General features: G+C 41.3%; 30 protein-coding genes and 1 pseudogene. 13 read left to right on the forward strand and 18 right to left on the reverse strand.

Annotated features, from left to right (window positions below):
• Positions 1 to 24: 24 nt before the first annotated feature.
• From ACEQ1T_RS00820 to fabL, 5 genes and pseudogenes are all read right to left on the reverse strand, one after another.
• Positions 25 to 339 (reverse strand): annotated as a pseudogene (locus ACEQ1T_RS00820) (multidrug ABC transporter ATP-binding protein); the annotation flags it as partial.
• A gap of 177 nt (positions 340 to 516) precedes the next feature.
• Positions 517 to 1047 (reverse strand): DUF402 domain-containing protein, encoded by a 531-nt coding sequence (locus ACEQ1T_RS00825; RefSeq protein WP_009335840.1) that lies wholly within the window; start codon positions 1045 to 1047, stop codon positions 517 to 519.
• 292 nt (positions 1048 to 1339) lie between these two features.
• Positions 1340 to 1591 (reverse strand): YgaB family protein, encoded by a 252-nt coding sequence (locus ACEQ1T_RS00830; RefSeq protein ID WP_009335839.1) that lies wholly within the window; start codon positions 1589 to 1591, stop codon positions 1340 to 1342.
• Between the two features lie 205 nt (positions 1592 to 1796).
• On the reverse strand, positions 1797 to 1988 hold the full coding sequence (locus tag ACEQ1T_RS00835; RefSeq protein WP_035333109.1) for a gamma-type small acid-soluble spore protein: 192 nt from the start codon (positions 1986 to 1988) through the stop codon (positions 1797 to 1799).
• A gap of 86 nt (positions 1989 to 2074) precedes the next feature.
• Complete coding sequence (gene fabL, locus ACEQ1T_RS00840; protein ID WP_206842584.1) at positions 2075 to 2824, reverse strand: enoyl-[acyl-carrier-protein] reductase FabL; 750 nt, start codon at positions 2822 to 2824, stop codon at positions 2075 to 2077.
• Between the two features lie 230 nt (positions 2825 to 3054).
• Between fabL and ACEQ1T_RS00845 the strand changes: the two genes are divergently transcribed.
• Positions 3055 to 3279 carry a hypothetical protein gene (locus ACEQ1T_RS00845; RefSeq protein WP_019383506.1) on the forward strand — a complete coding sequence of 75 codons (225 nt, stop codon included), beginning with the start codon at positions 3055 to 3057 and terminating at the stop codon, positions 3277 to 3279.
• A gap of 31 nt (positions 3280 to 3310) precedes the next feature.
• Here the strand turns inward: ACEQ1T_RS00845 and mutY are convergent, their stop codons facing one another.
• Entirely contained in the window at positions 3311 to 4411 is a 1101-nt protein-coding gene (gene mutY, locus ACEQ1T_RS00850) for an A/G-specific adenine glycosylase (protein WP_370221448.1), read from the reverse strand.
• 243 nt (positions 4412 to 4654) lie between these two features.
• Between mutY and ACEQ1T_RS00855 the strand changes: the two genes are divergently transcribed.
• Positions 4655 to 5635 carry a metal-dependent hydrolase gene (locus ACEQ1T_RS00855; protein ID WP_206842574.1) on the forward strand — a complete coding sequence of 327 codons (981 nt, stop codon included), beginning with the start codon at positions 4655 to 4657 and terminating at the stop codon, positions 5633 to 5635.
• Positions 5636 to 5668: 33 nt separating this feature from the next.
• Here the strand turns inward: ACEQ1T_RS00855 and ACEQ1T_RS00860 are convergent, their stop codons facing one another.
• Entirely contained in the window at positions 5669 to 5938 is a 270-nt protein-coding gene (locus ACEQ1T_RS00860) for a YfhJ family protein (RefSeq protein ID WP_370221449.1), read from the reverse strand.
• A 128-nt stretch (positions 5939 to 6066) separates the two neighbouring features.
• Here ACEQ1T_RS00860 and ACEQ1T_RS00865 point away from each other — a divergent pair, with 128 nt between their 5' ends.
• Both ACEQ1T_RS00865 and ACEQ1T_RS00870 read left to right on the forward strand, forming a co-directional pair.
• A complete protein-coding gene (locus ACEQ1T_RS00865) occupies positions 6067 to 6237 on the forward strand; it encodes a small, acid-soluble spore protein K (protein ID WP_009335832.1) in 171 nt (56 codons plus the stop codon).
• 19 nt (positions 6238 to 6256) lie between these two features.
• Entirely contained in the window at positions 6257 to 6415 is a 159-nt protein-coding gene (locus tag ACEQ1T_RS00870; protein WP_009335831.1) for a YpzG family protein, read from the forward strand.
• A 22-nt stretch (positions 6416 to 6437) separates the two neighbouring features.
• On the opposite strand, the gene ACEQ1T_RS00875 is transcribed toward ACEQ1T_RS00870, so the two are convergent.
• Positions 6438 to 6767, reverse strand: a complete 330-nt coding sequence (locus ACEQ1T_RS00875; protein WP_009335830.1) for a YfhH family protein — start codon at positions 6765 to 6767, stop codon at positions 6438 to 6440.
• A gap of 200 nt (positions 6768 to 6967) precedes the next feature.
• Between ACEQ1T_RS00875 and ACEQ1T_RS00880 the strand changes: the two genes are divergently transcribed.
• Positions 6968 to 7639, forward strand: coding sequence for an SDR family oxidoreductase (locus ACEQ1T_RS00880; RefSeq protein WP_206842568.1), 672 nt, complete (start codon positions 6968 to 6970; stop codon positions 7637 to 7639).
• Positions 7640 to 7657: 18 nt separating this feature from the next.
• On the opposite strand, the gene recX is transcribed toward ACEQ1T_RS00880, so the two are convergent.
• Entirely contained in the window at positions 7658 to 8464 is an 807-nt protein-coding gene (recX, locus tag ACEQ1T_RS00885) for a recombination regulator RecX (protein WP_206842558.1), read from the reverse strand.
• Positions 8465 to 8569: 105 nt separating this feature from the next.
• Between recX and ACEQ1T_RS00890 the strand changes: the two genes are divergently transcribed.
• From ACEQ1T_RS00890 to ACEQ1T_RS00900, 3 genes are all read left to right on the forward strand, one after another.
• On the forward strand, positions 8570 to 9475 hold the full coding sequence (locus tag ACEQ1T_RS00890) for a TIGR01777 family oxidoreductase (RefSeq protein WP_370221450.1): 906 nt from the start codon (positions 8570 to 8572) through the stop codon (positions 9473 to 9475).
• Between the two features lie 73 nt (positions 9476 to 9548).
• On the forward strand, positions 9549 to 9674 hold the full coding sequence (locus tag ACEQ1T_RS00895) for a YfhE family protein (RefSeq protein ID WP_206842555.1): 126 nt from the start codon (positions 9549 to 9551) through the stop codon (positions 9672 to 9674).
• 93 nt (positions 9675 to 9767) lie between these two features.
• A complete protein-coding gene (locus ACEQ1T_RS00900) occupies positions 9768 to 9956 on the forward strand; it encodes a YfhD family protein (protein ID WP_206842545.1) in 189 nt (62 codons plus the stop codon).
• 54 nt (positions 9957 to 10010) lie between these two features.
• On the opposite strand, the gene ACEQ1T_RS00905 is transcribed toward ACEQ1T_RS00900, so the two are convergent.
• Positions 10011 to 10514, reverse strand: a complete 504-nt coding sequence (locus ACEQ1T_RS00905; protein ID WP_206842543.1) for a DoxX family protein — start codon at positions 10512 to 10514, stop codon at positions 10011 to 10013.
• Positions 10515 to 10823: 309 nt separating this feature from the next.
• On the opposite strand from ACEQ1T_RS00905, the gene ACEQ1T_RS00910 reads away from it, so the two are divergent.
• Positions 10824 to 11885, forward strand: coding sequence for a M20 family metallopeptidase (locus ACEQ1T_RS00910; protein ID WP_206842541.1), 1062 nt, complete (start codon positions 10824 to 10826; stop codon positions 11883 to 11885).
• Between the two features lie 71 nt (positions 11886 to 11956).
• A complete protein-coding gene (locus ACEQ1T_RS00915) occupies positions 11957 to 12625 on the forward strand; it encodes a VWA domain-containing protein (RefSeq protein ID WP_206842531.1) in 669 nt (222 codons plus the stop codon).
• A gap of 102 nt (positions 12626 to 12727) precedes the next feature.
• On the opposite strand, the gene ACEQ1T_RS00920 is transcribed toward ACEQ1T_RS00915, so the two are convergent.
• The 8 genes from ACEQ1T_RS00920 to ACEQ1T_RS00955 all read right to left on the reverse strand — a co-directional run bounded on the left by ACEQ1T_RS00920 (position 12728) and on the right by ACEQ1T_RS00955 (position 22092).
• On the reverse strand, positions 12728 to 14557 hold the full coding sequence (locus ACEQ1T_RS00920) for an ABC transporter ATP-binding protein (protein WP_206842522.1): 1830 nt from the start codon (positions 14555 to 14557) through the stop codon (positions 12728 to 12730).
• Entirely contained in the window at positions 14550 to 16280 is a 1731-nt protein-coding gene (locus ACEQ1T_RS00925; protein WP_370221452.1) for an ABC transporter ATP-binding protein, read from the reverse strand. The genes ACEQ1T_RS00920 and ACEQ1T_RS00925 overlap by 8 nt, the downstream gene beginning before the upstream one ends.
• Before the next feature lie 170 nt (positions 16281 to 16450).
• Positions 16451 to 17425, reverse strand: coding sequence for a glycerophosphodiester phosphodiesterase family protein (locus ACEQ1T_RS00930; protein ID WP_370221453.1), 975 nt, complete (start codon positions 17423 to 17425; stop codon positions 16451 to 16453).
• Between the two features lie 105 nt (positions 17426 to 17530).
• Complete coding sequence (locus ACEQ1T_RS00935) at positions 17531 to 18241, reverse strand: ABC transporter ATP-binding protein (RefSeq protein ID WP_206842516.1); 711 nt, start codon at positions 18239 to 18241, stop codon at positions 17531 to 17533.
• Positions 18234 to 19007: an ABC transporter ATP-binding protein gene (locus ACEQ1T_RS00940; protein WP_370221454.1), complete on the reverse strand. Its 774-nt coding sequence runs from the start codon at positions 19005 to 19007 to the stop codon at positions 18234 to 18236. Before ACEQ1T_RS00940 ends, ACEQ1T_RS00935 begins: the two co-directional genes overlap by 8 nt.
• Positions 18979 to 19956, reverse strand: a complete 978-nt coding sequence (locus tag ACEQ1T_RS00945) for a branched-chain amino acid ABC transporter permease (protein ID WP_206842513.1) — start codon at positions 19954 to 19956, stop codon at positions 18979 to 18981. Before ACEQ1T_RS00945 ends, ACEQ1T_RS00940 begins: the two co-directional genes overlap by 29 nt.
• 12 nt (positions 19957 to 19968) lie before the next feature.
• Positions 19969 to 20844: a branched-chain amino acid ABC transporter permease gene (locus tag ACEQ1T_RS00950; protein ID WP_206842509.1), complete on the reverse strand. Its 876-nt coding sequence runs from the start codon at positions 20842 to 20844 to the stop codon at positions 19969 to 19971.
• A gap of 93 nt (positions 20845 to 20937) precedes the next feature.
• Positions 20938 to 22092, reverse strand: coding sequence for an ABC transporter substrate-binding protein (locus tag ACEQ1T_RS00955; RefSeq protein ID WP_206842499.1), 1155 nt, complete (start codon positions 22090 to 22092; stop codon positions 20938 to 20940).
• A 300-nt stretch (positions 22093 to 22392) separates the two neighbouring features.
• Between ACEQ1T_RS00955 and ACEQ1T_RS00960 the strand changes: the two genes are divergently transcribed.
• The 3 genes from ACEQ1T_RS00960 to ACEQ1T_RS00970 all read left to right on the forward strand — a co-directional run bounded on the left by ACEQ1T_RS00960 (position 22393) and on the right by ACEQ1T_RS00970 (position 26282).
• The gene (locus tag ACEQ1T_RS00960; protein WP_252217357.1) at positions 22393 to 23310 is read left to right on the forward strand and encodes a proline dehydrogenase family protein; all 918 of its coding nucleotides are present in this window, start codon (positions 22393 to 22395) and stop codon (positions 23308 to 23310) included.
• Positions 23311 to 23466: 156 nt separating this feature from the next.
• On the forward strand, positions 23467 to 24930 hold the full coding sequence (gene putP, locus ACEQ1T_RS00965) for a sodium/proline symporter PutP (RefSeq protein ID WP_206842495.1): 1464 nt from the start codon (positions 23467 to 23469) through the stop codon (positions 24928 to 24930).
• A 122-nt stretch (positions 24931 to 25052) separates the two neighbouring features.
• Positions 25053 to 26282 (forward strand): CdaR family transcriptional regulator, encoded by a 1230-nt coding sequence (locus ACEQ1T_RS00970; protein WP_206842493.1) that lies wholly within the window; start codon positions 25053 to 25055, stop codon positions 26280 to 26282.
• Positions 26283 to 26313: the final 31 nt, after the last annotated feature.

A 26313-nucleotide genomic window follows, 5' to 3' on the forward strand; every position in this document is an offset into this window, starting at 1 on the left:
TCAGACGTGTGCTCTTCCGATCTTGTGGGTAAAAAGCTTATCCCGGATATCGTATAGAATTTTGCTTGCCACCCATTGGGCAAAGTATTGGCGGTAATACTCAATTGGCGGACGGGCGATGACAAATAAAGCAATCATCACAGCCATAACCATTAAAAGTGTGCTGGTCTTATCGCTCTGGCTCAATGCCTCATTGCCAATAATATCATCTATTACATACTTAATCAGAAGCGGAATCAAAAGCGGAATGGCAAATTTAATGATGCCTATTATTATGGTTCCGATAATCTGAAGCCGATACGGCTTTACGAATTTCAAATATCTCTTTATACTATCCAACCGGATCGCTCCCCCTCTCTGCATCATGCAGCTTTCTTATATTTGACTATCAGCCGATATTTCCAGTTATTTTCTTAAACTTACCCCTAAACTTGGTAATCATGCAGATCTGGACAAAAATAAAAACCTGCTGACTCAAGGTCCAACAGGCGTTTTTTTTCGGCATTCAGCCATTTTTTAGCGTCTGTAAGTAAGATAACGTTCATACCATATATCAATAAAGTCGGGTGCAAAAGGACCTTTTCTCTGACGGATCCAATGGATGAGATTGTCAACATTCGATTTAAGGATGCTGTCAATTACATCGGGATAATTCATCTCCTGACGGTGCCGTTCATACTCATCTTCGTCAAGCAGATTGAATGTCATGTCAGGATACACTTTAATATCCAGATCATAATCAATATACTTTAACGCTTCTCCGTCAAAAATAAATGGTGAACTGATATTGCAGTAATAATAAACACCATCTTCCCGAATCATTCCAATCACATTAAACCAGTGCTGTGAATGGAAATAACAAATGGCCGGCTCTCTTGTTACCCATGTTCTTCCGTCAGATTCTGTTACGATTGTCCGGTCATTTCCGCCAATCACTAAATTTTGTGTCCCTTTTAATACGGTTGTTTCCTCCCAGACGCGGTGGATATGCCCATTATGTTTATAGCTGTGTATTTGCATTGGTTCGCCTTCGATGGGTACCGCCATTTTTTTCCCCTACTTTCCATTCCGGAAGCTTTGCAACCTGAAAATACTTTTTTTGGCGCCATGAATAGGCGTCCTCCCCTTCATGCCTGTGTTTACTGCACAGCATGACTCAATTATATCCAAAAGAAAAAGGCAACAAAGTACGATTCCTGTTTTCTACTATTATAACGGTAAAAGGAAATTTTTAAAACAAAGAGCCATTGAAATGTATCAACGGCTTAAAAAAAAGGATATAATAGCTGATTTTATAGGTATTAAAAAACAGATAGATTTAGGGAAGGAATGTCATTTTTTAAACAGTTACATTTACTTCCTGATAGGAGCGGATGACCTCTTCGGTCTGTTCCTCAAATATACGATGAATTTCTTTTAGTTCTTCTTTCATCCTTGCAATCTCATACTGTACACTTTCCAGCTCCGTTTCCTGCTGAATAGCCTTCAATTCTTCTTCTATCTCTTGGCAGCGCTCCAATTCACTTTGGAGATAAAGAAGCTTTTCCATCGTTTTCATCTGTTCTGAAACTAAACTGTTAAAGTTCTCCATGTTTGTTTCACCGTCCCCATTATTTTTCCTATTTCTATATTTCGCTGCACCTTTTTTTAACCCTTTGACTAGTTATGTTGACTTTATGGAAGTTTTGTCGAAGAGATGGCCAGAGATAAAATTAACAGAGGACTTTATATCTAAACCGAAGCAAAAAAAGAAGCCGCCCTTTCCAATTAAAGGCGGCTTCTTTCTTTAAATGCTATTAGCGGCTTTGTTTGCCGGCATTTTGACCTTTGCGGGCTTCAGCTTGCTGATTCTGCTGTCTTACTTCAGCAGCGTTTGTTTCGCTGGCAAATTCAGTACCGAATTGTCCTTGGCCAGCAGATTGTGCGTTTTGTTGTCTTACTTCTTGAACGTTAGTTCCAGCTTGAGATTGGTTTGGTTGTTTAGCCATTATAATCACCTCCACGCTCATTAATTTAACCGGGAGTGGAGGAAACTATCCAACTTTTTTAATAACCAAAGATATCCATTTTTTTATTAAACAAGCAAAGAAATACCACCATCCACAATAATCGTTTGGCCGCGGATCATGCTGGATTCCTCACTTATCAAAAACATAACGGTATCAACCATATCTTCAATTTCCACCATACGCCCTGCAGGAGTTTTGGTCTTTGCTTCTTCGAGAAGCTCTGCACGGTTAGGGAAATGCTTTAAAGCTTCAGTATCAACTGCACCGCCTGAAACAGCGTTTACGACGATATTTTTAGGAGCCAGCTCAATAGCCAAGTAACGTGTCAGTGCTTCTAATGCCGCTTTTGAAACCCCTACAGTTGTATAGTTTTCCAGATAGCGGATCGAACCCAGCGAGCTGATGCTTACAATTTTTCCGCCTCCATTTTTCTCCATTAGCTTTGCAGCTTCCTGGCCGCAGAATAGGAGGGCTTTGCTGTTAATATTCATCGTCCAGTCCCAATGAGATTCTTCCAGTTCCATTGCCGGACGCAGAACGCCGGATGCTGCATTGTTTACAAACACATCCAATCTTCCAAATTCACGGTCAATCTCCTGGAAAAGCACTTTAATTTTTTCTACATCACCCACGTTTGCTTTTACAACCAGAACCTTTCTTCCCAGTGCCTCAATTTCGGATGCTGTTTCATTTGCAGCTGATTTGCTCCGTACGTAATTGATGACAATGTCATAGCCTTCTTTGGCAAGCCTGATGGCCGTGGCTTTTCCAATTCCTCTGCTGCTTCCTGTTATCAATGCTACTTTTTGTGTCATGACTCAGTTTCCTTTCTGTTATGTATTCCTGTTCGTAACTGTTTAGCGATTTGTTTTTCCGGGAAATTAAAAATTAAGCTTTTTTCTCTAGTTTGTTGATTTAGCCTAACTTTAAAGAATTGGCCTAAACAAAAATACCTTACCGATTTCATTTTAGCTTTTTCCATGTATATATGGCAATTCGAATTAAAACACTATCTGTAATCCAAATGAGGAAAGGAAGATGGCAAATGTTTGTCGGACGTGATATGACAGAGCTTTCCATGATGTCAAAATCAGACTGGAAGGACAGTGAGCTTGCTTTTTACCATCATTCGTTTCAGCAGATCATGCCTTATCTAAATGCTGAGGGCCAAACCATCCATAGGGAGATCATTGAAGAAATAGAAAACCGCGGCGGCTTGAAAAGACAGGAAGCTGATTATACGCATGGAACCCGGGTAAGCTACGATTAACTTAAAGAAAAAGGGGGCACGCCCCCTTTTTCTATGCTTTGCTTTCCAAATATTGCTTCCATATCTTCTGATGGGAAACCGGAAAAGGAAATTCCTTAATTTCTTCAAGGCTGACTAATCTCAAATCGCTTTTTTCCTTTTCGAGTTTTAATATTTCTCCTTTATACACATTTATGTTCCATGTTAGGTGGGAAAAAACGTGCTCAATCTGACCAGTCATTTCTTGTATTTCCACCATGGCACCAAATTGTGTGCTGAACACATCTTTCATCTGCTCTTTGTCGCTTACATAAGAAATATTGATTTCTGCCATCGGAAATTCCCAAAGATTAGCAAGAAGGCCTTTTCCAGGTCTTTTGTGTATCAAAACTCTTTTGTGATCATCTATGAGGACAGCTGCTGCTAATTGGACATTTCTTTGCTTCTTTGTTTTGGTTTTTACAGGGAGCTCATGCTGCGTCCCCTCATAAAAAGCAGTACAATGTTCTCTCACCGGGCATAATAAGCATGAAGGTGACGTTGGTGTGCAAATTAATGCTCCAAGCTCCATCAGGGCCTGATTGAAATGGGACGGATTTTCATGTGAAATTAATTTCCGGACGGAAGCCTCAAAGATTTTCCTGGAAGAAGGCTTGGCGATATCATCCCAGATAGAGAGGATACGCGAAAGGACCCGCATGACATTGCCATCCACAGCCGGTTCCGGTATCCCGTAAGCAATACTGAGAATTGCTCCTGCTGTATAAGGCCCTACTCCTTTTAATGAAGAAATTTCTTTTGGTGTATCTGGAACAATTCCGCCATATTTTTCATGGACTTCCCGGACGGCCGCCTGAAGGTTTCTTGCTCTTGAATAATAGCCCAAACCCTCCCAGGCTTTTAATACCTTTTCTTCGTCTGCTTCAGAAAGATCTTTTATGGTTGGAAACTTTTCAATAAAGCGATGAAAGTAAGGAATAACGGTATCCACACGCGTCTGCTGAAGCATAATCTCAGAAACCCAAACTTTGTAAGGATCCTGGTCCTTTCTCCAGGGCAAATCCCTTTGCTCAGCTTCAAACCACCTGAGCAAATCATTTTGAAAACCTTTTATATCAACTGATTCAATATTATTTTGACTAATTTCTTTCAATTTTTAATCCTCCTGATGTTAAACAATCGGGAAATATGGGAATATATTAGTACAGTTGCTTATTTAATCGTTAGTTCTTGATGATTGAATATTTTGTTTCAATTTCAGCAACTCCTTTAAAGGTACCCATATTCAGCTGTTAATACAAGAAATTTGCTGGTACACTTTAGAAAGCGGCCATTGAGTCCGCTATATATAAAAACAAACAATAGATCATGTCCCAAGGAAGGAGGTATTTTCCTCTTGGATACCGGCACACATGTAGTTATGGGGCTGGCGATTGGCGGGATTGCCACTCTTGACCCCGTTGTTGCGGAGAGTTCTGCTACAGCAACAAGTGTCATGATTGGAGCCATAGTCGGTTCACAAATACCAGATATAGATACTGTCTTAAAACTAAGAAATAATGCCGTTTATATTCGCAATCACAGGGGAATTACCCACTCCATACCTGCAGTTCTGCTTTGGCCACTTGTCATACTTGCAGTTGTTTACCCATTTTTTCCAGCGGCAAATTTGCTTCACTTATGGCTGTGGACATTTTTGGCTGTTTTCCTGCATGTTTTTGTCGACATTTTTAATGCTTATGGAACACAGGCACTTCGCCCCTTTTCATCGAAATGGGTAGCATTGGGAATCATCAACACATTCGACCCATTCATTTTCGGGATTCATGTTGCTGGATTATTTATATGGGCCTTCGGGGCTCATCCTGGTTATACATTTTTAATTATTTATGGCATTATTGTCGTGTACTACCTTCTTCGTTTTGCAGCTCAGAGAAGTGTACTGAGGGCTGTAAAAGTAATTATTCCGGATGCCACAGAAATCATCATTGCCCCAACCATGAGGTTCAATCAATGGCGTGTTGCGGTGATGAGCAGGCAGCAATTTTTCGTTGGGCGTGCTGTAAAAAACCATGTGAGGATTCTCGATCAATTTAATCGCGTTCCTGTCCCTGAGACACCAGTAATTGAAGCGGCGAAGAAAGATAAAAATTTATCTGCATTCCTATCCTTCTCACCAGTTTACCGCTGGGAAGTGGATGAATATGATGATTATTATGAAGTTCGATTCATTGACCTCCGCTACCGGAGCAATGGACATTATCCATTTGTAGCCGTGGTCCAGCTCGATCGGGAGTTTAACATTCAATCATCCTATACAGGCTGGATTTTCAGTGAGGAAAAACTTCGAAAAAAACTGGATATTATTCCCGGCTAACGAAAACAGGCTGCTAATATACGCAGCCTGTTTTTAATTTAGCTTATTTTCGTCCTGTTCAAGCAAATGCTTGTATTTAGGGTTATCAGCAACAAATACATGGAGCCTGCTTCCATGGTTTTCTACCCATTGCCTTACGATTCTTTCTGTCATTTCGGCACCTTTATATTCTCTGCCAGCCTTGGCATATGTTGCTTCAAAATCTTCCCATAAAAGCTCAATCCATGTCTGGGCCTGGCTTGCTGAAAGCATGTGGTTTTTTTTCAATAAAAGCTCATAAAGCTTTTTCTGGTACTCATTCATAAAAGTCACCTCATTACCATTAATTAATAACCTGTATCCTTCATAGCCTCCCGAAAAAAACAAATAATAGTATTACGTGATTGGCAAATTTGCCGGTCGCGCCCGTATTCCGGTTTAGGAGGCTGCATATGCGCAATAAAGCGAGAAATTTCCCAAATCAAAACAACATAAAACTGGAGGGGGAGCCGCGGGCTAAAGCAGAATATGCTTCACGCCGGGCTGATGGCACGATTAATACGCACCCTCAGGAACGAATGAGAGCTTCATCAAACCGCGAAAGTGACACACCAGAATTTTAAATACGAGGAGGGCTTGGTTATGGGAAACAGCAAAAACTTTTTTGGGGATAATCCTTATTCCAGTCCATTTACTTCACCGCACTTTAGGCCTAAGCGTGCACATTCACAAGTAAATGGTGAGACCCAGCAAACTCAAGACCTCATTATTTTAAAACGGCAGATTCGCAAAAATTCATAAAGCAGAAAGAGGATGGTTTACATCATCCTCTTTCTTCCAGTTTTTTCAGCATGGAGATCGGCAAAGCTTCTTCACCTTTACTGCCATTTAGCCGGAATCCCCAGGCAAACACGCCATTCATATATTCAATTTTAAAGTAAACTCCTGGATCCCCGTCGATTTCATAAATTTCACCAGGGGAAAAATCATCCGGATTGAGCAGGTAGGATTTTGCCATTATTACTTTGCGCTCAAGCACGGCAAACTCATTTACCATGCCCATCTGTTCCGCTTTCCTTGCTTTTTCATTTAAGCTGGCAATTTCTTGCTGAAGCTCATACGTAGTCATTGTACTGTACCTTTTCTCCTGCATACTTAATCCCTTACTTTCTTCAGATAGTTGGCCAAGCTAATTTATATTCACTTTTACTTCATTTCCACTCCACATTGCTAAGTATATGAGAAAATGCCTGTTTAGAAAAGGCTCCAGCTTTTTGTTTTTCATACCATTTCGCAAGTATTGAACTTTTTTGTTAAGATGGGGTTTATAAGACCTTCAAAGGAGCGAAACATATGAAGTCTGTCATCATTACCGGCGCGGGGTCCGGATTAGGTAAAGAGCTTGCCTTATTATTTGCCAAACAGGGCTACCATACTATTTTAACAGGAAGGACATTGGATAAACTGCAAAGTGTAGAAAAGGAGATTCATGAAGCTGGCGGAAGTACTCAGGTCTTTACATTAGATATTACTAAGCCCCAGGAGATCAGCAGCTTGTTGTCGCAAATCCAAAGCCATGAACTTTACGGCTTAATTAATAATGCCGGAGTTGGATATTTTGGGCCATTAGACCATCTTGGAGAGCAGGAAATACAGGATATGCTTCAAACAAACGTGCTGGGCACTATTTATATGACTCAGGCTGTTTTGCCTCATTTTAAAGATAAAAACTGCGGCTTGCTGATGAATATCATTTCGACAGCTGGCTTAAAAGGAAAAGTAAATGAATCAGTGTATGCTGCAAGCAAGTTTGCTGTAAGAGGATTTACAGAGAGCCTTCAGAAAGAACTTGAAAGCACTGATATTAAAGTTAAGGCCGTTTATATGGGCGGAATGGATACCCCATTCTGGGATGAAAGCGACCATATCAAGGATAAATCCAGGCTTCGTTCTCCTGAAGAAGTGGCAGCAATAATTCTGGATAATATGGATGAAGAATCAATTGTAATCGAATCTAAAAAATAACACATGGGTTTCCATGTGTTATTCTTCTCCATCACTTAAATATTGCTCAATTAAATTGAAAGAAAAGCCCTTTCTGAATAAGGCTTGTTTCATTTTTTGCCTGTATTCGAATTCGGGAAGGTTCTCATATTTCCTCTTGGCTTTTTCCGCCTGGTACTTTAGGGCTGCCAATTCTTCATCCTCTTCTTTTTCAATCTCCGTTTCAGATACTGCTTCTTGAATGATGTCAAAATTAAAACCTTTGCGCATTAACATCTGTTCCAGTTTTTGTTTGAGGATCTTTGATGAATCACGGGCATATTTCTGTGAATGCTTTTCACACAGCCTTTTTGCTGTACTTAATTCAGCTTCCCATGGATACTCCTTCAGCGCTTCTTCGATTAATTCAGGGGAAATCCCTTTCTCTTTTAGTTCAGTGCGGATTAATCCTTTCCCTTTATCAGATGTGTTCATTTGTGTACGCACAAATGCTAGTGCATATTCTTCATCATTTAAAAATTTGTAGTCGTACAATTTGTGGACAACTTCCTGAATAACCGGTTCTTCAACTTCTTTTTCTGCTAAATGTTTGCGGACTTCGGTTTCTGAGCGCATCCTTCTGGATAAATAATGAATAGCCATATTATATGATTTTCGGATATCATCCTGGAAGCCAATTTCATTTAGTGAAAATTCATCCAGCTCCATTCCTTTTTTGAGCTGATGTTTTATTAACACATCTTCATCCACACTAAATGCATATTCTTCACCTTTCCCATAATCCATATATATATTGTAGCGGTCTGTGTTTTTTTTCTGAAATGTGATTTTCGTAATGATCGGCATTTTTCTCCACCTCTTTTCTTAAATGTAACATATCCAAAAAAGGAATTTGAAAGAAAACGTCGTAAATTGTAACAAAGTATTTGCCACTTGAAAGGGGAATCTCTCATGAGAATAGCCATCACAGGCGGAACTGGGTTTGTTGGAAACGCATTGGTGAAAAAATTCCTGGAGAAAAAACATGAAATATTTATTCTAACGAGAAATATATCTGATAAGCAGCATTCTAAAAATTTGAATTATGTACAATGGCTGAACGATGATGATTCACCGGAGGATGCTCTGGAAGGCATTGACGTGTTTATTAACCTGGCAGGTGAGTCCATTAACAGCGGAAGATGGACAGAAGAACGCAAAAAACGGATATTAAACAGCCGCATTACAGCCACGAAGGAAGTTCTCCGTATTATTAGCCGCCTGGAAGAAAAGCCGTATACACTAATCAATGCCAGTGCTGTCGGTTACTATGGCACTTCCCAGACTGAAACCTTCACCGAAGCTTCCAGGAAAAGCGGTACTGATTTTTTGGCTGAAACAGTACGACGCTGGGAGGAAGAGGCATCCAAAGCAGAAGAATTTGAAGTCAGGACAGTTTTCTGCAGGTTTGGAATCATTCTTGAAAAAAACGATGGAGCTCTTCCGCGAATGGCCTTTCCTTATAAATTATTTGCCGGTGGGACTGTCGGAACAGGCAGCCAATGGGTTTCATGGATTCATTTAGATGATGCCGTAAACGGAATCCTTTTTTGCATTGATCAAGGACAGCTTCAAGGTCCCCTAAATTTTACATCACCATATCCTGTGACAATGAAGGAATTTGGACAAATACTTGGAAAAGTCCTTAATCGCCCTCACTGGATGCCTGCTCCGGGTTTTGCTTTAAAGATAACTCTTGGGGAGATGAGTACACTGGTATTAGAGGGGCAAAAAGTGCTTCCCGAAAAATTGCAGTCATTAGGTTTTGATTTTTTATATCCAGATTTAAAGGCAGCTCTTGACGATATTTATCAATGAAATTTGTATCATTTTTTTCAAATAAGGGAAAAATAAGGGAAGTGTGAACCTTATTCTGAAAGGATGTTGCGAAGTGGATAAAAAAAAGAAAGACAAATCCAAAAGCACTTTATCAAGCATGCAGGAAGTAACTTATTCAAGAGAATTCAAAAGAGCTGACAAAGCAGGCGGATTTACAGGCAGACAGTCAAAACATTAATTTCCACCCATACCAGCCCTATTAATGGCACATGATAAAGGTACGGAAACATTCAGGTTTCCGCACCTTTATTGCTGAAAGGGGTTATTTACAATGGGCCGTGCACATGGACATAAAACTCGTGATAAAAACAAAGCATCACTTCCACAAGTACCAAAGAATATGAAATCTGACGGCATCGACGTAGAGTTCAACCGCGAGCTTGCCGATCAAGAAGATCTCGAGGCAATGGCACGTTCCAATGCAGCCAATCAGCGGGTTAAGAACAGTCAAAAACGCTAAGGTGCAATTTACACAAAAAAGGAGCAGGGACATTCAGCCCCTGCTTCTTTCAATTCAGTGATTGTGTGCTTCTTTTTTGCCTATTCCGTGTCCGCCTTTCATCATTGTCTTAATATATGGGATGGCGACTTTGTCAACTCCCCAGTAGTAAGCACCTGCACCTGTAAATAGAAGGATGATTGCTGCTGTATATAGTATTGGGTTAGTGCTTGTTGTTCCTGCTAATAAGAAGTTTAGATTCATGAATGCGCCTGCTATTAATGCCGGAATGGTTGCTGCTCCGAGTATTAGTCCAATTCCAACAAGAACTTCACCCCATGCAACTAAAGTGCTGAATAAATCTGCGTTTGGCAATGCTACATTTTCCAGGAAGCCCGCATACCACCCCTGCACGGCCGGATGGTCGCCAGCGGCTTGGGCTATTGCCCCCTGCATGAACCCTCCTGCATTAAATCCGTCTGCTACCTTATGCCATCCTGCTTCCAGCCATTGTATACCAAGCCAAACCCTTAAAATCGTCCACACGACTGCTGCCTTAGGAGTTTTCCACCATTTCATAATAATCATCTCCATGTTATTATTGTGAATAATTTCACATAATCTCTTAAAAATTTTTCCCTATCAGGGGACTTAATAAGCCGGCCAGCTCTTGAGAAGAAAGATTGCTGAAGTGAAGTTATTTGTGAAGTACTTCACTAACTTTCCTCACTTTTAATATACTCCTTACCTTCCCTTTTCGCAATATACTTCACTAATTCTTCACAAATATTGGGCTATCATTGATCAGGCTGTTTTCATCCTGCCAAAGCGGGAATAGGATTAGTACTGTGTAAAATCATTGCTGCATTAAAGGAGGACCTTTGACACATGCTTGAAAGCTTACTGAAAGATCTCATTTCTATTAAAAGCTCTTCTAAGGAAGGAGCAAACCAGGCTATCGAATATTGCCATCAATGGCTGTCGGGCCAGGACCTTCCTTCTAGAATAATCGAAAATAATGGCTATAAAATGGCAGTATGTGAAATTGGAAGCGGTGATCAGACCGTTATTTTTAATGGACATGTGGATGTTGTCTCGGGAAAGGATGAACAGTTCATTCCTGTAGAACTCCGCGATAAGATATATGGACGCGGGGCAGCAGATATGAAAGCCGGGGTGGCTGCCATGATGTGTGCAGTGAAAGAACTACGCAATAAGCCAATTGGTGTAAAAATACAGCTTCAAATTGTATCAGATGAAGAAATTGGCGGTTTTAATTGCTCCGGTTATTTAGCAGAACAGGGGTATCGCGGGGATTTTGTCATTTGTTCTGAACCGACGCAGCTCGGAATTGCGCTGGAAGCAAAAGGAGTAATCCGGCTGGACATCCAGATAGACGGAGATCCGGCACACGGCAGCCGTCCATGGGAAGGAGTCAATGCCATTGAAAAGGCTTTTGAAGTACATCAAAAACTATTAAAATTGCCCTTTGCAAAAGAAGCATCTGAATTCTTTCCACAGCCTTCGATTAATCTGGCAAAAATTACCGGAGGAGATGTTTATAATAAGGTGCCTGAAAAATGTATAATGTCGTATGATATCCGATACTTGCCTGAACAGGATCATGAAGAGATTATCAAACAAATCGAAAATATCACAGATGGGGAAATTATCATGAATATGTTCTCAAAGCCGCTTGTGACAGACAGAGACAATCCTTTCATCCTGATGCTTGAACCTATTGTTGAAAAACATACAGAAGATAAAGCTGTTTTCTTTGGACAGCATGGTTCTGCTGATACTGTGTTCTTTGCCAATTACGGGATACCAGCTGTCGAGTTTGGTCCAACCGGCATGAACTGGCATGGTGATCATGAATATGTCCTGCCGCATTCCATCCATTTATATGAAAAAATGCTTATCGACTTTGCCATGAAATTTTCAAATTAAAGCTTTATTAATGCTAATAGTCTCCCGATATGGTAAATTTTTGGATAGATAATTAAAGGGGGATTCACAGAATGAGCTCTATTAGTTTATTAAAAAAATCAGCGGGAATTGTACTGGAGAAAAAGGAACTGACAAATGTTACTGCCAGAGTAGGACTTGTGCTGGACATTTCAGGCTCCATGCGCAAGTTATATAAAAACGGGACTGTCCAAAGGGTTGTGGAAAGAATCTTAGCAGTTGCCAGCCAATTTGATGATGACGGCGCACTTGATATTTGGGTCTATGATAATGAATTTTCCAGGTTGAAGCCTGTAACAGAACATGACTTTGAAGGATATGTGGATCAATATATCTTAAATAATGATCTGATTCACAAATTCGGAAGAAATGATGAACCGCCCGTAATGGAGGATGTTATTCAGAAATATACCTCAGAAGATATAAGTAAAGACCCTGCCTTCATTGTTTTCATTAATGATGGAGGCTGTAAAAGAACGATCAAAAAACCCGTTGTTGCTTCATCCGATAAACCATTATTTTGGCAGTTTGTCGGGATAGGCGATTCTAACTTTGAAGTACTGGAAAAGCTGGATGAAATGGATGGCCGCTATATCGATAACGCAAACTTTTTCCACATTAAAGATGTCGAGACCATTTCTGATAACGAACTATATGACCTCTTGCTGAATGAATTCCCGGACTGGCTAAAAGAAGCACAAGAAAAGAATATCATTTTATAGGTAAGCAAAAAGGCGGATTTGATTTAGTCAAGTCCGCCTTTTGTTTGTAAAATTCAATGTTTCGCTAAAGGGCAAAAATCTTTTTTGTATCCAACTGCCATATCATGCATTCGCACCCACAGACGCTTTACCATGAAGCCGATAATAAAAGCCTTCCTGTTCAAGCAGAGATTCATGTGTACCTTCCTCAATAATCCTGCCCTCTTCAAGAACAAAAATTTTATCCGCTTTCTGAATCGTATTCAAACGGTGGGCAATGACAAAACTGGTCCTGCCTTTCATCAGTTCCTGAAGGGCATCCTGAATTTTAAGCTCTGTCACCGTATCAATGCTGCTTGTCGCTTCATCCAGAATTAAAATGCACGGGTTGGCAAGAAATGCACGTGCAATGGAAAGAAGCTGCTTCTGCCCCTGACTAATGCCATTTCCATCCTGACTCAGCAGTGTGTCATACTGTTGGGGAAGTTTCATGATAAAAGAATGGGCATTGGCAAGCTCAGCCGCTTCCACCACTTCTTCATCTGAGGCTTCCAGCCTGCCGTAGCGGATATTTTCACGCACAGTGCCGCGGAATAGAAATGAATCCTGCAGGACAAATCCCATATGCTTCCTCAGGCTTTCTTTTTTCACATTAGCTATATCTTCGCCGTCAATTAAAATACGGCCTGACTCCCGTTCATAAAATCGGGAGAGCAAATTGATCATTGTTGTCTTTCCTGCACCTGTTGGGCCAACTAAAGCAGCAGTCTGTCCTGCTTTTACATGAAGGCTTACATCCCTGACCGTATTTCCATCTTCTTCATATGAAAAAGATACTTTATGGAATTCAACCTCACCTTTCACTTCGGTAAGTTCTTTTAGCTGCTCCTCATTCCTGAATTCTTCATCTTCATCCATAATGTCAAATACCCGCTCTGCTCCTGCAATCGCTGATAAAAGTGTGTTAAATTGGTTTGCAAGGTCATTAAGCGGGCGTGTAAATTGTCGGGAATACTCCGTGAATATGACAATGACACCGATTGAAATCATTCCATTCAGGGCAAAAATGCCTCCAACCCCCGCAATAATGGCAAAGCTCAAGTTGTTTAGAACATTCATGAGCTTCGGGATAAATCCGGAATATGTCTGAGCCCAGAACCCTGCCCCCCTAAGTTTTTCTCCTTTTTCCCTGAACTCGGCCATAACTTTCTTTTCCTGTGAAAAGGTCTTGATGATCCTCTGTCCTGATATGGTCTCTTCAATAAAACCGTTCAGCTCTCCAAGATTCTTTTGCTGCTCTTTGAATAACCTTCCTGTCCGAGCTGTAATCCATTTCATTCCAAAAAACATCAGCGGCACAATGATCAGTGTAATGAGCGTCAGCAAAGGGCTGAGCCAAAGCATAACTGAAACAGTGCCAATTAAAGTCAGCAGGCTGGAAAAGACCTGGATCACTGAACTGTTCAGAGTCGAGCTGACATTTTCAATATCGTTTGTTACCCTGCTCATCAGTTCCCCCTGCTGCCGCTTGTCAAAGAACGGAATGGGGAGCTTATGCAAATGTTTGAAAAGCTTCGTTCTCATTGTAAATACAGTTTCCTGTGCGATGCCGATCATCCAATAATTCTGAAACCAAAGTGCAAGCGAATTCAGCACATAAATGACCCCTAGCCAGATCAGTAAGGCTATAAATCCATTGCTGTTTTTTGTGACAATATACTCGTCGATCGCCATCCCGACTAAATATGGACCAAGCAGCCCCATTGCTGAGCTGATAACCACCATTAATAGAACAAGAGATAACAATCCTTGATTGTAGGCTAAGTATGTCCAGACTCTTTTTAATGTGGAGTTAATGTTCTCAGATTTCGGCTTTTTCCCTTTAGTAAATTCAACATTTAAGTCGAGAGGAATCTTTTTATATTGGAAAGGTTCTTTGAGCTGTTTAAGCATAATTTCTGTTCTCCTCTCCAGATTGAGATTGAAAAATCCGCTTATACAATCCCGATGTTTGAAGAAGAGTATCGTGGTCACCCTCAGCCAGAAGCCTTCCATCTTCAAGCAATAAGGTTCTGTCTGCTTCCATTGCTGTACTGATTTTCTGTGTGATAATCAGTGTTGTACAAGTATATTTTTTTAAAGAACTCAAAAGTTTTGCCTCTGTTTTCATATCCAGTGCACTTGTGCTGTCATCAAGCAGAAGGATTTTCGGCATTCTTACCAGCGCCCGGGCAATGGATAGACGCTGTTTTTGCCCGCCCGATAAATTAACACCCTTTTGTCCTACTTTTGTTTCATAACCTTGAGGCAGCTTCATAATCGTTTCATGTATTTGCGCATTGACAGCTGCTTCAGTTATTTCCATCATCACGGCATCTTCCTTGCCCCATTTAATGTTCTCTTTCACACTTCCTGTAAAAAGCAGGGCTTCCTGAGGCACAAAGCCAATTTTCCTGCGAAGATTCTCCATTTTCATTTCCCGGACATCATGCCCGTCAATTTCAACCTTTCCTCCGGTCACATCATAAAGCCGGGGGATGAGCTGGAATAAAGAGGTTTTCCCTGAGCCTGTTGCACCTAATATCGCTACTGTTTCCCCGGGATTTATAGTAAAGCTGATGCAGTCCAGCACCTTCTCTGAAGTACCTGGGTATATAAAAGATACATTTTCAAAATGAATTTTTCCCTGATTTACTGTTAGGACATTCTTGGATTCTGAGCTGTCTGTCAAATCCACATCAGTCTCCAGTACCTCTGCAACACGATTTGCAGAGGCCCGCGCCCTTGAGAATGCCATGATAATCCAGGAGAAAATGGAAAAAGCGGCCGTTATTCTGGTTGCATAGTTAACAATGGCAACAATCTCTCCTACCTTTACATCCCCTTCATTTACCTGTATACTGCCAAACCAAAGCACGCCAAGAATACTCAGATTCATGATTAAAAGCAAAACAGGCATGGTCACTTCCATCAGACGCAATGCTTTAACCGTTCCATCTCTAAGATCCTCATTCGTGCGCGTAAATCGTTTTACTTCATGATGTCTGCGGACAAACGCTTTAATTAGCCGAATCCCAGTCAGATTTTCCTGCATGACGCTGTTCACAGAGTCCAGCTTTTCCTGGACAGCTTTAAAGAGCGCGCCGCCTTTTCCCATTACCCAGAACAGAAATAGAAAAAGGAATGGGGCCACAGCTGACAAGATAAGAGCAAGCTTCACATCTACCACAAAAGCCATTATAAGGCCGCCAATTATTAATAAAGGAGCTCTCATCATGATTCGCAGACTCATAAAGACGGTATTTTGCAGCTGCGTAATATCATTAGTCATTCGGGTAATTAATGAAGATGTCGGGAAAAGATTAAAGTTGGCAAAAGAGAAGGACTGCACTTTGTCATATAAGCTTTTCCTTACATCAAAACCAAAGCTTTGGCTGACGTGGGCAGCATAAAAGGAATTAATGACTCCAGCTGCAAAAGCGGCAAAAGAAGCAGCCAGCATAAGCCCTCCCCACTTCACGACCTCCTGAAGATTATTCTGAAGGATGCCTTGATCTATGATCTTTGCCATTAATAATGGCTGAATAAGCTCAACAGCAAGCTCAGTCAGCATTAAGCATAATGCTATTGCCACCGCTATCCGGTAAGGCTTAAGAAATGCTAAAACTTTCGCCATTTATAGTCCCCCAAGCTGTAATTTGCAATTTATAATATATGTATAATAAGACACCTGAAATCCTTCGACAAACTAAATAATCCTTATTAATATCATAATCCTTTTTACAAAATTTTTAAATAATTCCATTAAAAAAATCAAAAACGCCTGGATAAACCAAGCGCCTATTCTTACTTATATATGGGGGCAATCAGGTCTATCCTGTTTGTCCAGATGCCTCCTAAATAATCATCAGGCAGCCGTTCCAGGTCTTTAGGTCTATCAAATCCTTCCGACCAGCTTCCGTCTCCTGCAACCACAATAACTCTTGTGCCTGCATCGTCCATCCGATTTATAAATTTATTCGGCCAGCCCCACATCAGCTTCGTATATGATTCAGGAATATGAAGCTGTGTGTTTTTGCAGGAGTTTGGAACATACCCTGTCCATCCCGCCCCTATATAAGGCAGAAGACAATCTTTCAATGTTGCCTTTGACATCACCCTCATTGCAGGCATTTCTTCCTTCAGTGCAGCAATAGGTTCGTCTCCTCCATACACAGATATTTTCTCCAATCTGTCTTTTGAAAACATGGACAGGTACTCAGCAAGCTTTTCTCCTTCCTGGGGGTCATTGCTTTTAATATGGAGTAATAAATCGCCTTCCGGAAACTCTTTCATGACCTCATCGAGACTTGGCATCATCCCGATTCCTTTACCGCGAAACGGAAAGGTTTTTCCATTATCCGCTGTATAGCCGTAACCAATGTCCAGCTTTTTTAATTCCTGCATTGTATATTCTCTCGTATTTCCCTTTGCATTTGTCCGGCATTCCAGCTTCCAATCATGGAACACAGCAAACTGTCCATCTTTTGTAAGCTGAATATCCAATTCAACTGCATCTGCACCTGCTTCAAAAGCTGCTTCCATGGAAGGAATCGTATTTTCAAGTAAGGAATGCTCAGGCTCGTAGATTCTTTCAGCCGTACACGTCTCCCCCGTTATCCCTTCCATATGAAAGGTCTGGGCCATTCCTCGATGGGCGAGAAGCAGCGGCTCAGCATTTCTTTCTTTTGTAAGCAGGGAGGTATTGTTTAAAAACATAAATACGCCGAGAATTAATAAAATTATAATCAGCCGTTTTAAGATCTTCTTTATTTTTTTCATTTATCCTCCGGTTTTTGCACTAATAATTCTTTTCTCATCCGATTTTACCATAATGCAATAGGTAAAAATATAAAAGGCCAAATCTAAAGATTCGGCCTTTTATTGTTAGCTTGATTTCCGCCCCAGGTAGGCTTCCATGATTCTAGGGTCATTCAGCAGCTTCTGTGAGCTTCCCTCAGCAACCATTTTTCCGGTTTCCAGGACATACCCATAATCGGATATTTTTAGTGCCTGCCTGGCATTCTGCTCCACCAGAAGAACGGTAGTGCCCATTTCGTTAATTTCTTTAATAATCTTAAAGATATCAGCCACTATCAGAGGTGCCAGCCCCATTGACGGCTCATCAAGGAGAAGCAGCTTGGGTTTACTCAGGATCGCTCTGGCAATGGCCAGCATCTGCTGCTGTCCGCCGGATAAGGTTCCACCTTGCTGTTTCTGTCTTTCTTCGAGGATTGGAAAACGCTTCATTACATCCTTAATATCCTGGTCAATTTCATTGTCCTTACGGTGATACGCACCCATTTCCAGATTTTCGAGCACTGTCATTCCTGAAAGGATCTGGCGGCCTTCCGGAACAAGGGCAATCCCTTTACGGAGCAGCTGGTCCGGCCGAAGTCCCGTTACATTATGCCCCTGAAATTGAATATTTCCGGCTTGAGGCTTAAGCAACCCGGAAATGGTCTTCATGGTTGTTGTCTTCCCAGCTCCGTTTGCGCCAAGTATCGTAACAATACTGCCTTCTTCCACTTCGAGGCTAATGTTCTTAAGCACCTGGATTTTTCCATAAAAAGCGTTAATCCCGTTTACCTTAAGCATACAAATCTTCCTCCTCACTGCCGAGATAGGCTTCGATGACATCAGGATTATTTTGGATTTCAGCAGGTGTGCCTTCAGCAATTTTTTTGCCGAAGTTAAGCACGGCAATACGGTCGCATAATTTCATGACAAGCGGCATGTCATGCTCGATCAGGAGGACAGTGATGCCCTGTTCCTGAATTTTTTTGATGAGATGAAATAATTCACTTGTTTCTGTTTCATTCATTCCGGCTGCCGGTTCATCCAGCAGCAGCAGCTGAGGAGAGCTGGCCAGTGCCCTGGCAATTTCCAGCCTTCTTTGCTGGCCGTATGCCAGGCTGTCAGAAACGACCTCCGCAAAACCTCCAAGCCCAACAAACTCTAATAGTTCATTCGCTTTGCTGCGGATTCTTTCTTCTTCTTTTCGCTGTGATTTTGTCCTGAATACACTGCTGAATACGCCGGACTTACTTCTGCAGTGCTCCCCAACCATCACATTTTCTTCTGCTGTCATCTGCGGAAACAGACGAATATTCTGGAATGTTCTGCAAATGCCCTTTTTCGTGATCAGGTGTGGCTTTAAGCCATTGATGTTGTCTTCATTAAAGATAATCTCGCCTGAGGTAGGAGTAAACATCGATGTAATCAGATTGAACATCGTTGTCTTCCCGGCTCCGTTAGGACCGATCAGCCCAAAAATTTCACCCTGATTGATAGAGAACGAGACATCAGACAAGGCACTTAGCCCGCCAAAGTTTTTACATACTTTTTTGACTTGAAGTACCATGCTTTTGCCCCCTCTTTGATGTTTTAAGCTTAAGCCAGTTTAAAATATTTACATCAATTAATCCCTGCGGCCGGACAGCCATCATAATAATAATGATCAGACCATAAATCATGTAGCGGTATTCGCTGATAAACCGGAGCACTTCAGGCATTACAGTTAAGAAGAGCGCTCCAAACACCGGTCCCCATATTACTTCGCTTCCCCCGAAAACCGCGAAAATCAGTATCTCAACAGCACGGTGATAGGCAAAATCGGCAGGACTTATGTATGCAAGAACATGTGCAAATAATGCCCCTGCAAATCCAGCTACCAATGCTCCCTGTGCAAATGCCAGGACCTTATAATAAGTAATATTGATGCCCATTGACTCTGCTGCTTTTTCATCCAGCTTAATCGCTGCGAAAGCACGTCCCACTCTGGAACGGTTCTGCCTTCTGAAAAAAGTGATAATGATAATCGTAACCCCTAATAAAATGAGGAAAATAGCAAGAAATACAAACTGGTTATTTTGAAGTCCAAGTATTTTCGGATCAAAGCCAAAGTCTTTTAAAGTATTCAGCAGTTCACGGCCCATATGCGGTATGCCTGATAAACCTACAGCTCCCTTTGTCATAGACTCCCAGTTTACAAAAATAACCCGGATAACCTCTCCAAACCCGAGGGTAACAATGGCGAGGTAAACCCCCTGAAGCCTTAGTGTCGGTATCCCGATAAGGATTCCAAATAACCCCGCCAATAAAGTGCCCGCCAGTATCCCCACAATAATCGGAAGGTCAAAGTTCAGCGTCAGAAGGGCAGATGTATAGGCACCGATCCCCATAAATCCTGCATTGGCAAGCGAGAGCTGACCGGTTGATAGAGTAATATATATACTAACCCCTAAAATTATGTTGATTAATATAAAAGAAGCAACTTGTAAATAATATGGATTTATTAATTCTGCAAGCATGAGTTCACCTTCTTACGCTGAAATTTTTTGGCCAAACAATCCCTGCGGCCTGATGAGAAGGATGACGATAATAGCCGCAAAAGCTATTGCATCCTTGTATCCCGAATTGCCGTAAACAACGACAAAGGTTTCCGCCAGACCAAGGATAAGGCCCCCGGCCATCGCTCCCTTGACATTCCCCATGCCGCCAAGAATGATAATGGCAAGTCCTTTTAGCCCGATGGACAATCCCATTTGAGGCGTAACAGAGTTAAATGCCATTCCGACCAGGATCCCGGCAATCCCGCCCATCGCAGATGCGATGATAACAGTCATCGTAATCGTTCTTTTCACATCAACACCAAGAAGGCTGGCAGTTTCCAGGTTTTCAGCAGTTGCCCTTAAGGCTTTCCCTGCCTTTGTTTTGCCTAGCCAAAAAGAAAGGGCGTACATGAGAAGGACAGAGATGACAAAGATGACAATCTGCACAAGATATACGGTGATCGAACCAATCTGGAAACTAATTTCCGCAAATGAAGCACGGAAAGGATGGTTGCCTGGGCCAAAAATGTGGTGAGACAGGTTTTCCAGCAGTATGGAAACACCAATTGTGCTGATCAATGGCGCGAGATGGGATACCCCCTGTTTATTCCGGAGCGGTCTCAAAGCAAATCGCTCAAGCAGATATCCCATTGCGGCAGTTACCAAAATTGCTGCCATAAAGGCCAGCCAAAGCGGCCCTTTAAATGTAGAAGTGACAACTACACCAATGAAGGCCCCGAACATAAAGATTTCTCCGTGTGCCATATTGATAATGCCAAGCACTCCGAAAACCAATGTAAACCCAAGAGCAACGATGGCATAAATGCTGCCAAGGGTAATTCCGTTTATTAATTGTTCAATTAACACGGTATTCACCTACTAACCTTTATTTCTATGAATCATTTTCTTAAAAGTAAGCTCTGGCACTGAAAGCGCCAGAGCTTTACTTTTGCAGCTTTCTTAATTAAATTCTTTAAATGCCCCGCCTTCGATAACCAAAACGGTCGGATCCATTACGACATCCCCTTCTTCATCAAAAGAGAACTCTCCAAGGATTCCGTTAAAGCCTCTGATTTCGGCCAAAGCATCACGAAGTGCATCACGGTCAGCTTCACCTGCATTTTTTAACGCTTCAGCCATAATGTATAGTGCATCATAAGCCTGGGCTGCAAATTGGTCAGGCTTTTTGCCGTATTCTTCCTCATACTTACCGACAAATTCCTTGACCTTATCATCTTCTTTTTCACCATACCAAGGAGTTGCCACAATCAGGCCATTTGCTGCATCCCCTGCGATATTGATGACCTCAGGAGAATTGAAGCCGTTTCCTCCGACAAACGGGACATCAATGCCCATTTTCCTTGCCTGATCCATTATGACTGCACCTTCATTGTATAGAGCCGACGCCAGAATAAGGTCCGGCTTTAAACCTTTAATTTTCGTAAGCTGTGCGTTATAGTCTGATTGTCCTTTTTGGAATGTCTCAATCGTTAAGATTTCAAGGCCCTTCTCTTCTGCTGCTTTTTTCATCGTGTCAAAGCCCGATTTTGTAAAAACATCATCATTTCCATATAGAATTGCTACTTTTTTAGCATCATATTTTTCAATGGCTTTATCTATTGAAGCCGGAATTGCCAATGCCTCAGGCAGCGAGTTGCGGAAGACATAATCCCCAATTTGCGGAATCCCTTCTGCAGTTGTTGAAGTACCCATGATCGGCACCCCATTCAGATCGGCTTCAGGACCTACTACATTCATTTCTGTACTTAATGTAGGCCCGATAATGGCTGTCACATTCTCTGAATTCATAAGCTTTTGTGCTGCTGTTAATGCCTGATCCTGCTTGCCGGCAGAATCCTCAATTACAAGGTTTATCTCGACTTCACCCTTGCCATTGATTTCTTCCTGTGCGAGCTTTAAGCCATTCGTGATAGCTTCGCCATATGCTGCACCTGGCCCGCTGATATAAGAAATAACTCCAATATCCGCTTTAACAGCTCCTCCGCTGCTCTCCCCTTCCTCATCCCCAGCAGCCTGATTGCCGCCGCAAGCAGCGAGAACAAGCAAACTGGACAATGCTGTAAATTGCGCAAATTTCTTTAACTGCTTTCTCATTTTCTCTAACCCCCATTTTCAGAAATAAGTTAATATTCAAAACTATATTACTATTTAAATACAAATGCTTGTCAATGTAAACAATAATTATGGAAACTTTTCTTACATATTAATTGACAACAGAAAGCGGAAGTTGCCTGGAACTGAAGCAGATGTTTTCTCGTCTGGAAAATGCAGCCTTTCATTGTCTTCAGTCAACAATAGAATTATAGAATCTTTGTTTTAAATGAACATTGTCGTAACTTGTCACAGAATTGTAAGATTAATCTAAAGAAATAACCATTGGAGGTGCTTGTTAAAATGGAAGCGATTACAAGAGATTTTTTTCTATATTTATCAAAAAATAGCTTACTGAATAAAATTGCCCAGAACAGAGGCGGAAGTTTTGCCGCAGGTAAATTAATTGGCGGAGTTGATTTTAAAAGCAGCGTCCGCTTTATCAGAGATCTGAATAATCAAGGACTTTCTGTAACAGTGGACCATTTGGGAGAATTTGTTGATTCTGTTGAAGTGGCCAATGAACGGACAGAGGAATGTATTTCAACCATTGAAATGATCAGCAAAGAAGGACTTGATTCACAAGTATCCCTTAAAATGACTTCCCTTGGCCTGGATATCGATCATGATCTTGTTGTGAAAAACATGACCAGAATTCTTGATACTGCCGAGAAGCATAAGATAATGGTGACAATCGATATGGAGGATGTTCCTCGCTGCCAGGCCACTATCGATTTGTTTAAACAGTTTAAAGAGAAGTACAGCTGTGTAAGCACAGTTCTGCAGGCTTACCTGTACCGGACTGAAAAGGACCTAGAGGATCTGGGAAAATACCAGCCTTTCTTAAGAATGGTAAAAGGTGCTTATAAAGAATCACCGGAGCATGCATTTCCTGAAAAGACAGATGTAGATGAAAACTATAAGAAATTAATTGAGCAAAGTCTGTTAAATGGAAATTATACAGCAATAGCTTCTCACGATGATCAGATCATCGAGTACACAAAAAAATTAGCAAAGAAGCATAACATTCCAAACGATCGCTTTGAATTCCAAATGCTCTATGGCATGAGGAATAAAACACAGCTGGAACTGGCAAAGCAAGGCTATAAGATGCGTGTCTATGTACCTTATGGAATGGACTGGTATGGATATTTCATGAGAAGGCTCGCTGAACGCCCGGCTAATATTGCTTTTGCATTTAAGGGCATTTTCAAAAAGTAAAACTTTAAAATTATTTTTCTTCCAAAACAATAAAATATGGCTATAATAATAAACAACCATTCTTGATTTCTAAGTAATGAGAAAGCAATTCCACTGCTTTCTCATCGCTTATTTTATCTAAATATTTTGTTAAACTAACAAAAAGGAGGCTTACAAATGGATTATGCATTAATGATATCCATTACCGTGTATATGATTGGGATGCTTTGGATTGGCTATTATGCCTATAAACGGACTTCCAATCTATCAGATTACATGCTCGGCGGACGAACACTGGGTCCTGCAGTAACTGCTTTAAGTGCGGGCGCATCCGATATGAGCGGCTGGCTGCTGATGGGACTCCCGGGAGCCATGTATGCCACTGGCCTAAGCGCTTCCTGGATTGTCCTTGGCTTAACTCTCGGGGCATGGGCGAACTGGATCTATGTTGCGCCAAGGCTTCGCACATATACTGAGGTAGCCAATGATTCAATTACGATTCCCGGTTATCTAGAAAACCGCTTCGGGGATGCTTCCAAAATCCTGCGCCTGATTTCAGGATTAGTTATCTTAATTTTCTTTACCTTTTATGTATCATCAGGCATGGTATCCGGTGGAGTATTATTCCAAAGCACTTTCGGACTGGATTACCATACGGGTTTATGGATCATTACAGGTGTTGTAGTAGCGTATACACTATTTGGAGGATTTCTTGCGGTTAGCTGGACAGACTTTGTTCAAGGTTTGATTATGTTTATCGCCCTTATTCTTGTACCATTAGTAACACTATTCCATGTTGGCGGGTTTGGGCCGGCAATTGATACTGCAAGAACAATCAATCCAGCTTTCCTTGATGTCTTTAAAGGGACAAGTCTATTAGGCATCATTTCCCTATTTGCATGGGGCCTTGGCTATTTTGGCCAGCCTCATATTATCGTCCGTTTTATGGCTATCAGTTCTGTAAAAGAAATCAAGAAAGCCACCCGAATTGGGATGGGCTGGATGATTTTCTCGAGTATTGGAGCTATGCTGACTGGTTTCGTCGGAATTGCATATGTGGCTGATACAGGCATTTCAATTGACGACCCTGAAACCATTTTCATCCTTCTCGGAGAGGTCTTATTTCACCCGATCATTACCGGCTTTTTAATCTCGGCAATTCTCGCAGCTATTATGAGTACCATCTCATCACAGCTGCTTGTAACATCAAGCTCATTAACTGAAGACTTATATAAAACATTTTTCCGCCGCTCAGCTACAGATAAAGAATTAGTTACAATAGGAAGATTATCTGTATTGCTGGTTTCTGTCATTGCATTGATTATTTCATGGGAGAAAAATGAAACGATTCTGGACCTTGTGGGTTATGCATGGGCTGGTTTCGGATCCGCTTTCGGACCTCTTATCATTCTTAGCTTATATTGGAAGCGCATGACAAGATGGGGAGCATTAGCCGGAATGGTTGTTGGGGCCAGCACTGTTATAATTTGGTCTCAGGCCGGTTTATCTGATGTACTTTATGAAATGATTCCAGGTTTTGCTGCCAGCTTAATTGCCATTATAGTGGTAAGCCTTCTAACTGCAAAGCCATCTGCAGAAATCGAAAAACAATTTAGTGACTTTGAAAAGTCATTAAAATAACCTAAATGTTTCAGGACTGGGCGAAGAAAATGCCCGGTCCTTTTTCTTATGGCAAAATTCGAGTGGTGTCTCCCATTATTTTTCACTATAATAAGAACAGCAATGTTTAGGAGTGAGCCTTAATGAGTCAGCCGCTGGAGAAAATCCTTAATATGTCAGATATTGATGAGATTACAGAAATGGTCAGCACTTTTTTAAAGAAGCCTGTTGTCATCGAGGATGAGCAATTCTCACTGCTGGCCTATAGCTCGTATTATATTGAACATTTTGATTTGGCGAACCAGCAGACCATATTTTCGAAGAGATGGCCCATTCCCATTTTGGAGAAATTTATGGATGAAGGCATTGTTGATCAGTTAAAGACAATTCCTGAGCCTTTTAGAATTAAGAAAATGGAAGAAATCGGCCTTAACCAGCGCGTGGTTGTAAGTGCAAAATATAAAGAGCAGATACTGGGTTTTATTTGGGTTCAGGAAATAGAAGACTTTCTATCTGAAAGCGAAATGAGCTTTCTGCATGATGTTTCCTTCCATATTGGAAAGCTATTATATCAGAAAAACCTGAAAAAACTGCGCAAAGAAGAAGAAAAACATCAATTTTATCAAAAAATTATTGATCGTACCTATCAGACGGAAGATCAGATCAAATGGGAAGCGGCGAATGTTAAAATCATCCTCCCGGAGGCCTTTATCATCAATGTATTTACGGTAGTGCAGGCAGATGAAGAGATATTTGCGGAATTGAATGAAACCGTTCGGCTGTTTGCGAATGCCCTCAGCCATCCGGCTCATATATTTACAAACCAGCATGAAATTATCGTCATGATCGGCAGCAGTTCCCCTGCACCTGGCAGCCTGGCAGAAGACGCACATGAATTAACCAATACCGTCCTTAGCCAATTCAGATCGAAGATTGTGTATGCAGGAATTGGAGGAGAATATTCCTCCATCTTAAAACTGCGCAAAAGCTATGCAGAGGCTTTGGAGGTTATCAAAGCCGCCAAATTCATTGGATCGCCTGAAGAATTGCCTTATGAATATAAAAAGCTGTGGGTATTCCGGTATTTAGAACCTATCGCACAGCATAACAGCATGACTAAATATGTAAATGAAGATCTTATGAAGCTGCAGAAAAAAGACCTGGAAAGCCAAACCAGCCTGCTGAAGACGCTTGAAGTATATTTATTGAATAACTGCCGCCTTAAGCCGACAGCGGAACAGCTTTTCATCCATACAAATACATTAAAATACCGAATGAAACAAATTACTGATTTAACATCCATCGACTTTGATGACTTTAACACAAGATGCCAGCTGTACATTGATTTACAGCTGCTTAAGCGGAAGAAATAGGAGAGCTGGCTGGCGGAAGCGATTCATGATG

Origin of the sequence: Cytobacillus sp. (assembly GCF_964223445.1) — a bacterium.
In the GTDB taxonomy this organism is placed as follows: Bacteria; Bacillota; Bacilli; order Bacillales; family Cytobacillaceae; genus Cytobacillus.

Coding starts and splice junctions, on each gene's coding strand:
- fabL (WP_206842584.1), bottom strand. CDS start 2,824: ATGACACAAAAAGTAGCATTGATAACAGGAAGCAGCAGAGGAATTGGA.
- ACEQ1T_RS00900 (WP_206842545.1), top strand. CDS start 9,768: ATGGGCCGTGCACATGGACATAAAACTCGTGATAAAAACAAAGCATCA.
- ACEQ1T_RS00945 (WP_206842513.1), bottom strand. CDS start 19,956: ATGCTTGCAGAATTAATAAATCCATATTATTTACAAGTTGCTTCTTTT.
- recX (WP_206842558.1), bottom strand. CDS start 8,464: ATGCCGATCATTACGAAAATCACATTTCAGAAAAAAAACACAGACCGC.
- ACEQ1T_RS00825 (WP_009335840.1), bottom strand. CDS start 1,047: ATGGCGGTACCCATCGAAGGCGAACCAATGCAAATACACAGCTATAAA.
- ACEQ1T_RS00890 (WP_370221450.1), top strand. CDS start 8,570: ATGAGAATAGCCATCACAGGCGGAACTGGGTTTGTTGGAAACGCATTG.
- ACEQ1T_RS00835 (WP_035333109.1), bottom strand. CDS start 1,988: ATGGCTAAACAACCAAACCAATCTCAAGCTGGAACTAACGTTCAAGAA.
- ACEQ1T_RS00905 (WP_206842543.1), bottom strand. CDS start 10,514: ATGAAATGGTGGAAAACTCCTAAGGCAGCAGTCGTGTGGACGATTTTA.
- ACEQ1T_RS00940 (WP_370221454.1), bottom strand. CDS start 19,007: ATGGTACTTCAAGTCAAAAAAGTATGTAAAAACTTTGGCGGGCTAAGT.
- ACEQ1T_RS00925 (WP_370221452.1), bottom strand. CDS start 16,280: ATGGCGAAAGTTTTAGCATTTCTTAAGCCTTACCGGATAGCGGTGGCA.
- ACEQ1T_RS00915 (WP_206842531.1), top strand. CDS start 11,957: ATGAGCTCTATTAGTTTATTAAAAAAATCAGCGGGAATTGTACTGGAG.
- ACEQ1T_RS00870 (WP_009335831.1), top strand. CDS start 6,257: ATGGGAAACAGCAAAAACTTTTTTGGGGATAATCCTTATTCCAGTCCA.
- ACEQ1T_RS00960 (WP_252217357.1), top strand. CDS start 22,393: ATGGAAGCGATTACAAGAGATTTTTTTCTATATTTATCAAAAAATAGC.
- ACEQ1T_RS00930 (WP_370221453.1), bottom strand. CDS start 17,425: ATGAAAAAAATAAAGAAGATCTTAAAACGGCTGATTATAATTTTATTA.
- ACEQ1T_RS00875 (WP_009335830.1), bottom strand. CDS start 6,767: ATGCAGGAGAAAAGGTACAGTACAATGACTACGTATGAGCTTCAGCAA.
- ACEQ1T_RS00860 (WP_370221449.1), bottom strand. CDS start 5,938: ATGAATGAGTACCAGAAAAAGCTTTATGAGCTTTTATTGAAAAAAAAC.
- ACEQ1T_RS00970 (WP_206842493.1), top strand. CDS start 25,053: ATGAGTCAGCCGCTGGAGAAAATCCTTAATATGTCAGATATTGATGAG.
- ACEQ1T_RS00830 (WP_009335839.1), bottom strand. CDS start 1,591: ATGGAGAACTTTAACAGTTTAGTTTCAGAACAGATGAAAACGATGGAA.
- ACEQ1T_RS00910 (WP_206842541.1), top strand. CDS start 10,824: ATGCTTGAAAGCTTACTGAAAGATCTCATTTCTATTAAAAGCTCTTCT.
- ACEQ1T_RS00955 (WP_206842499.1), bottom strand. CDS start 22,092: ATGAGAAAGCAGTTAAAGAAATTTGCGCAATTTACAGCATTGTCCAGT.
- ACEQ1T_RS00845 (WP_019383506.1), top strand. CDS start 3,055: ATGTTTGTCGGACGTGATATGACAGAGCTTTCCATGATGTCAAAATCA.
- ACEQ1T_RS00880 (WP_206842568.1), top strand. CDS start 6,968: ATGAAGTCTGTCATCATTACCGGCGCGGGGTCCGGATTAGGTAAAGAG.
- putP (WP_206842495.1), top strand. CDS start 23,467: ATGGATTATGCATTAATGATATCCATTACCGTGTATATGATTGGGATG.
- ACEQ1T_RS00920 (WP_206842522.1), bottom strand. CDS start 14,557: ATGCTTAAACAGCTCAAAGAACCTTTCCAATATAAAAAGATTCCTCTC.
- ACEQ1T_RS00865 (WP_009335832.1), top strand. CDS start 6,067: ATGCGCAATAAAGCGAGAAATTTCCCAAATCAAAACAACATAAAACTG.
- ACEQ1T_RS00935 (WP_206842516.1), bottom strand. CDS start 18,241: ATGCTTAAGGTAAACGGGATTAACGCTTTTTATGGAAAAATCCAGGTG.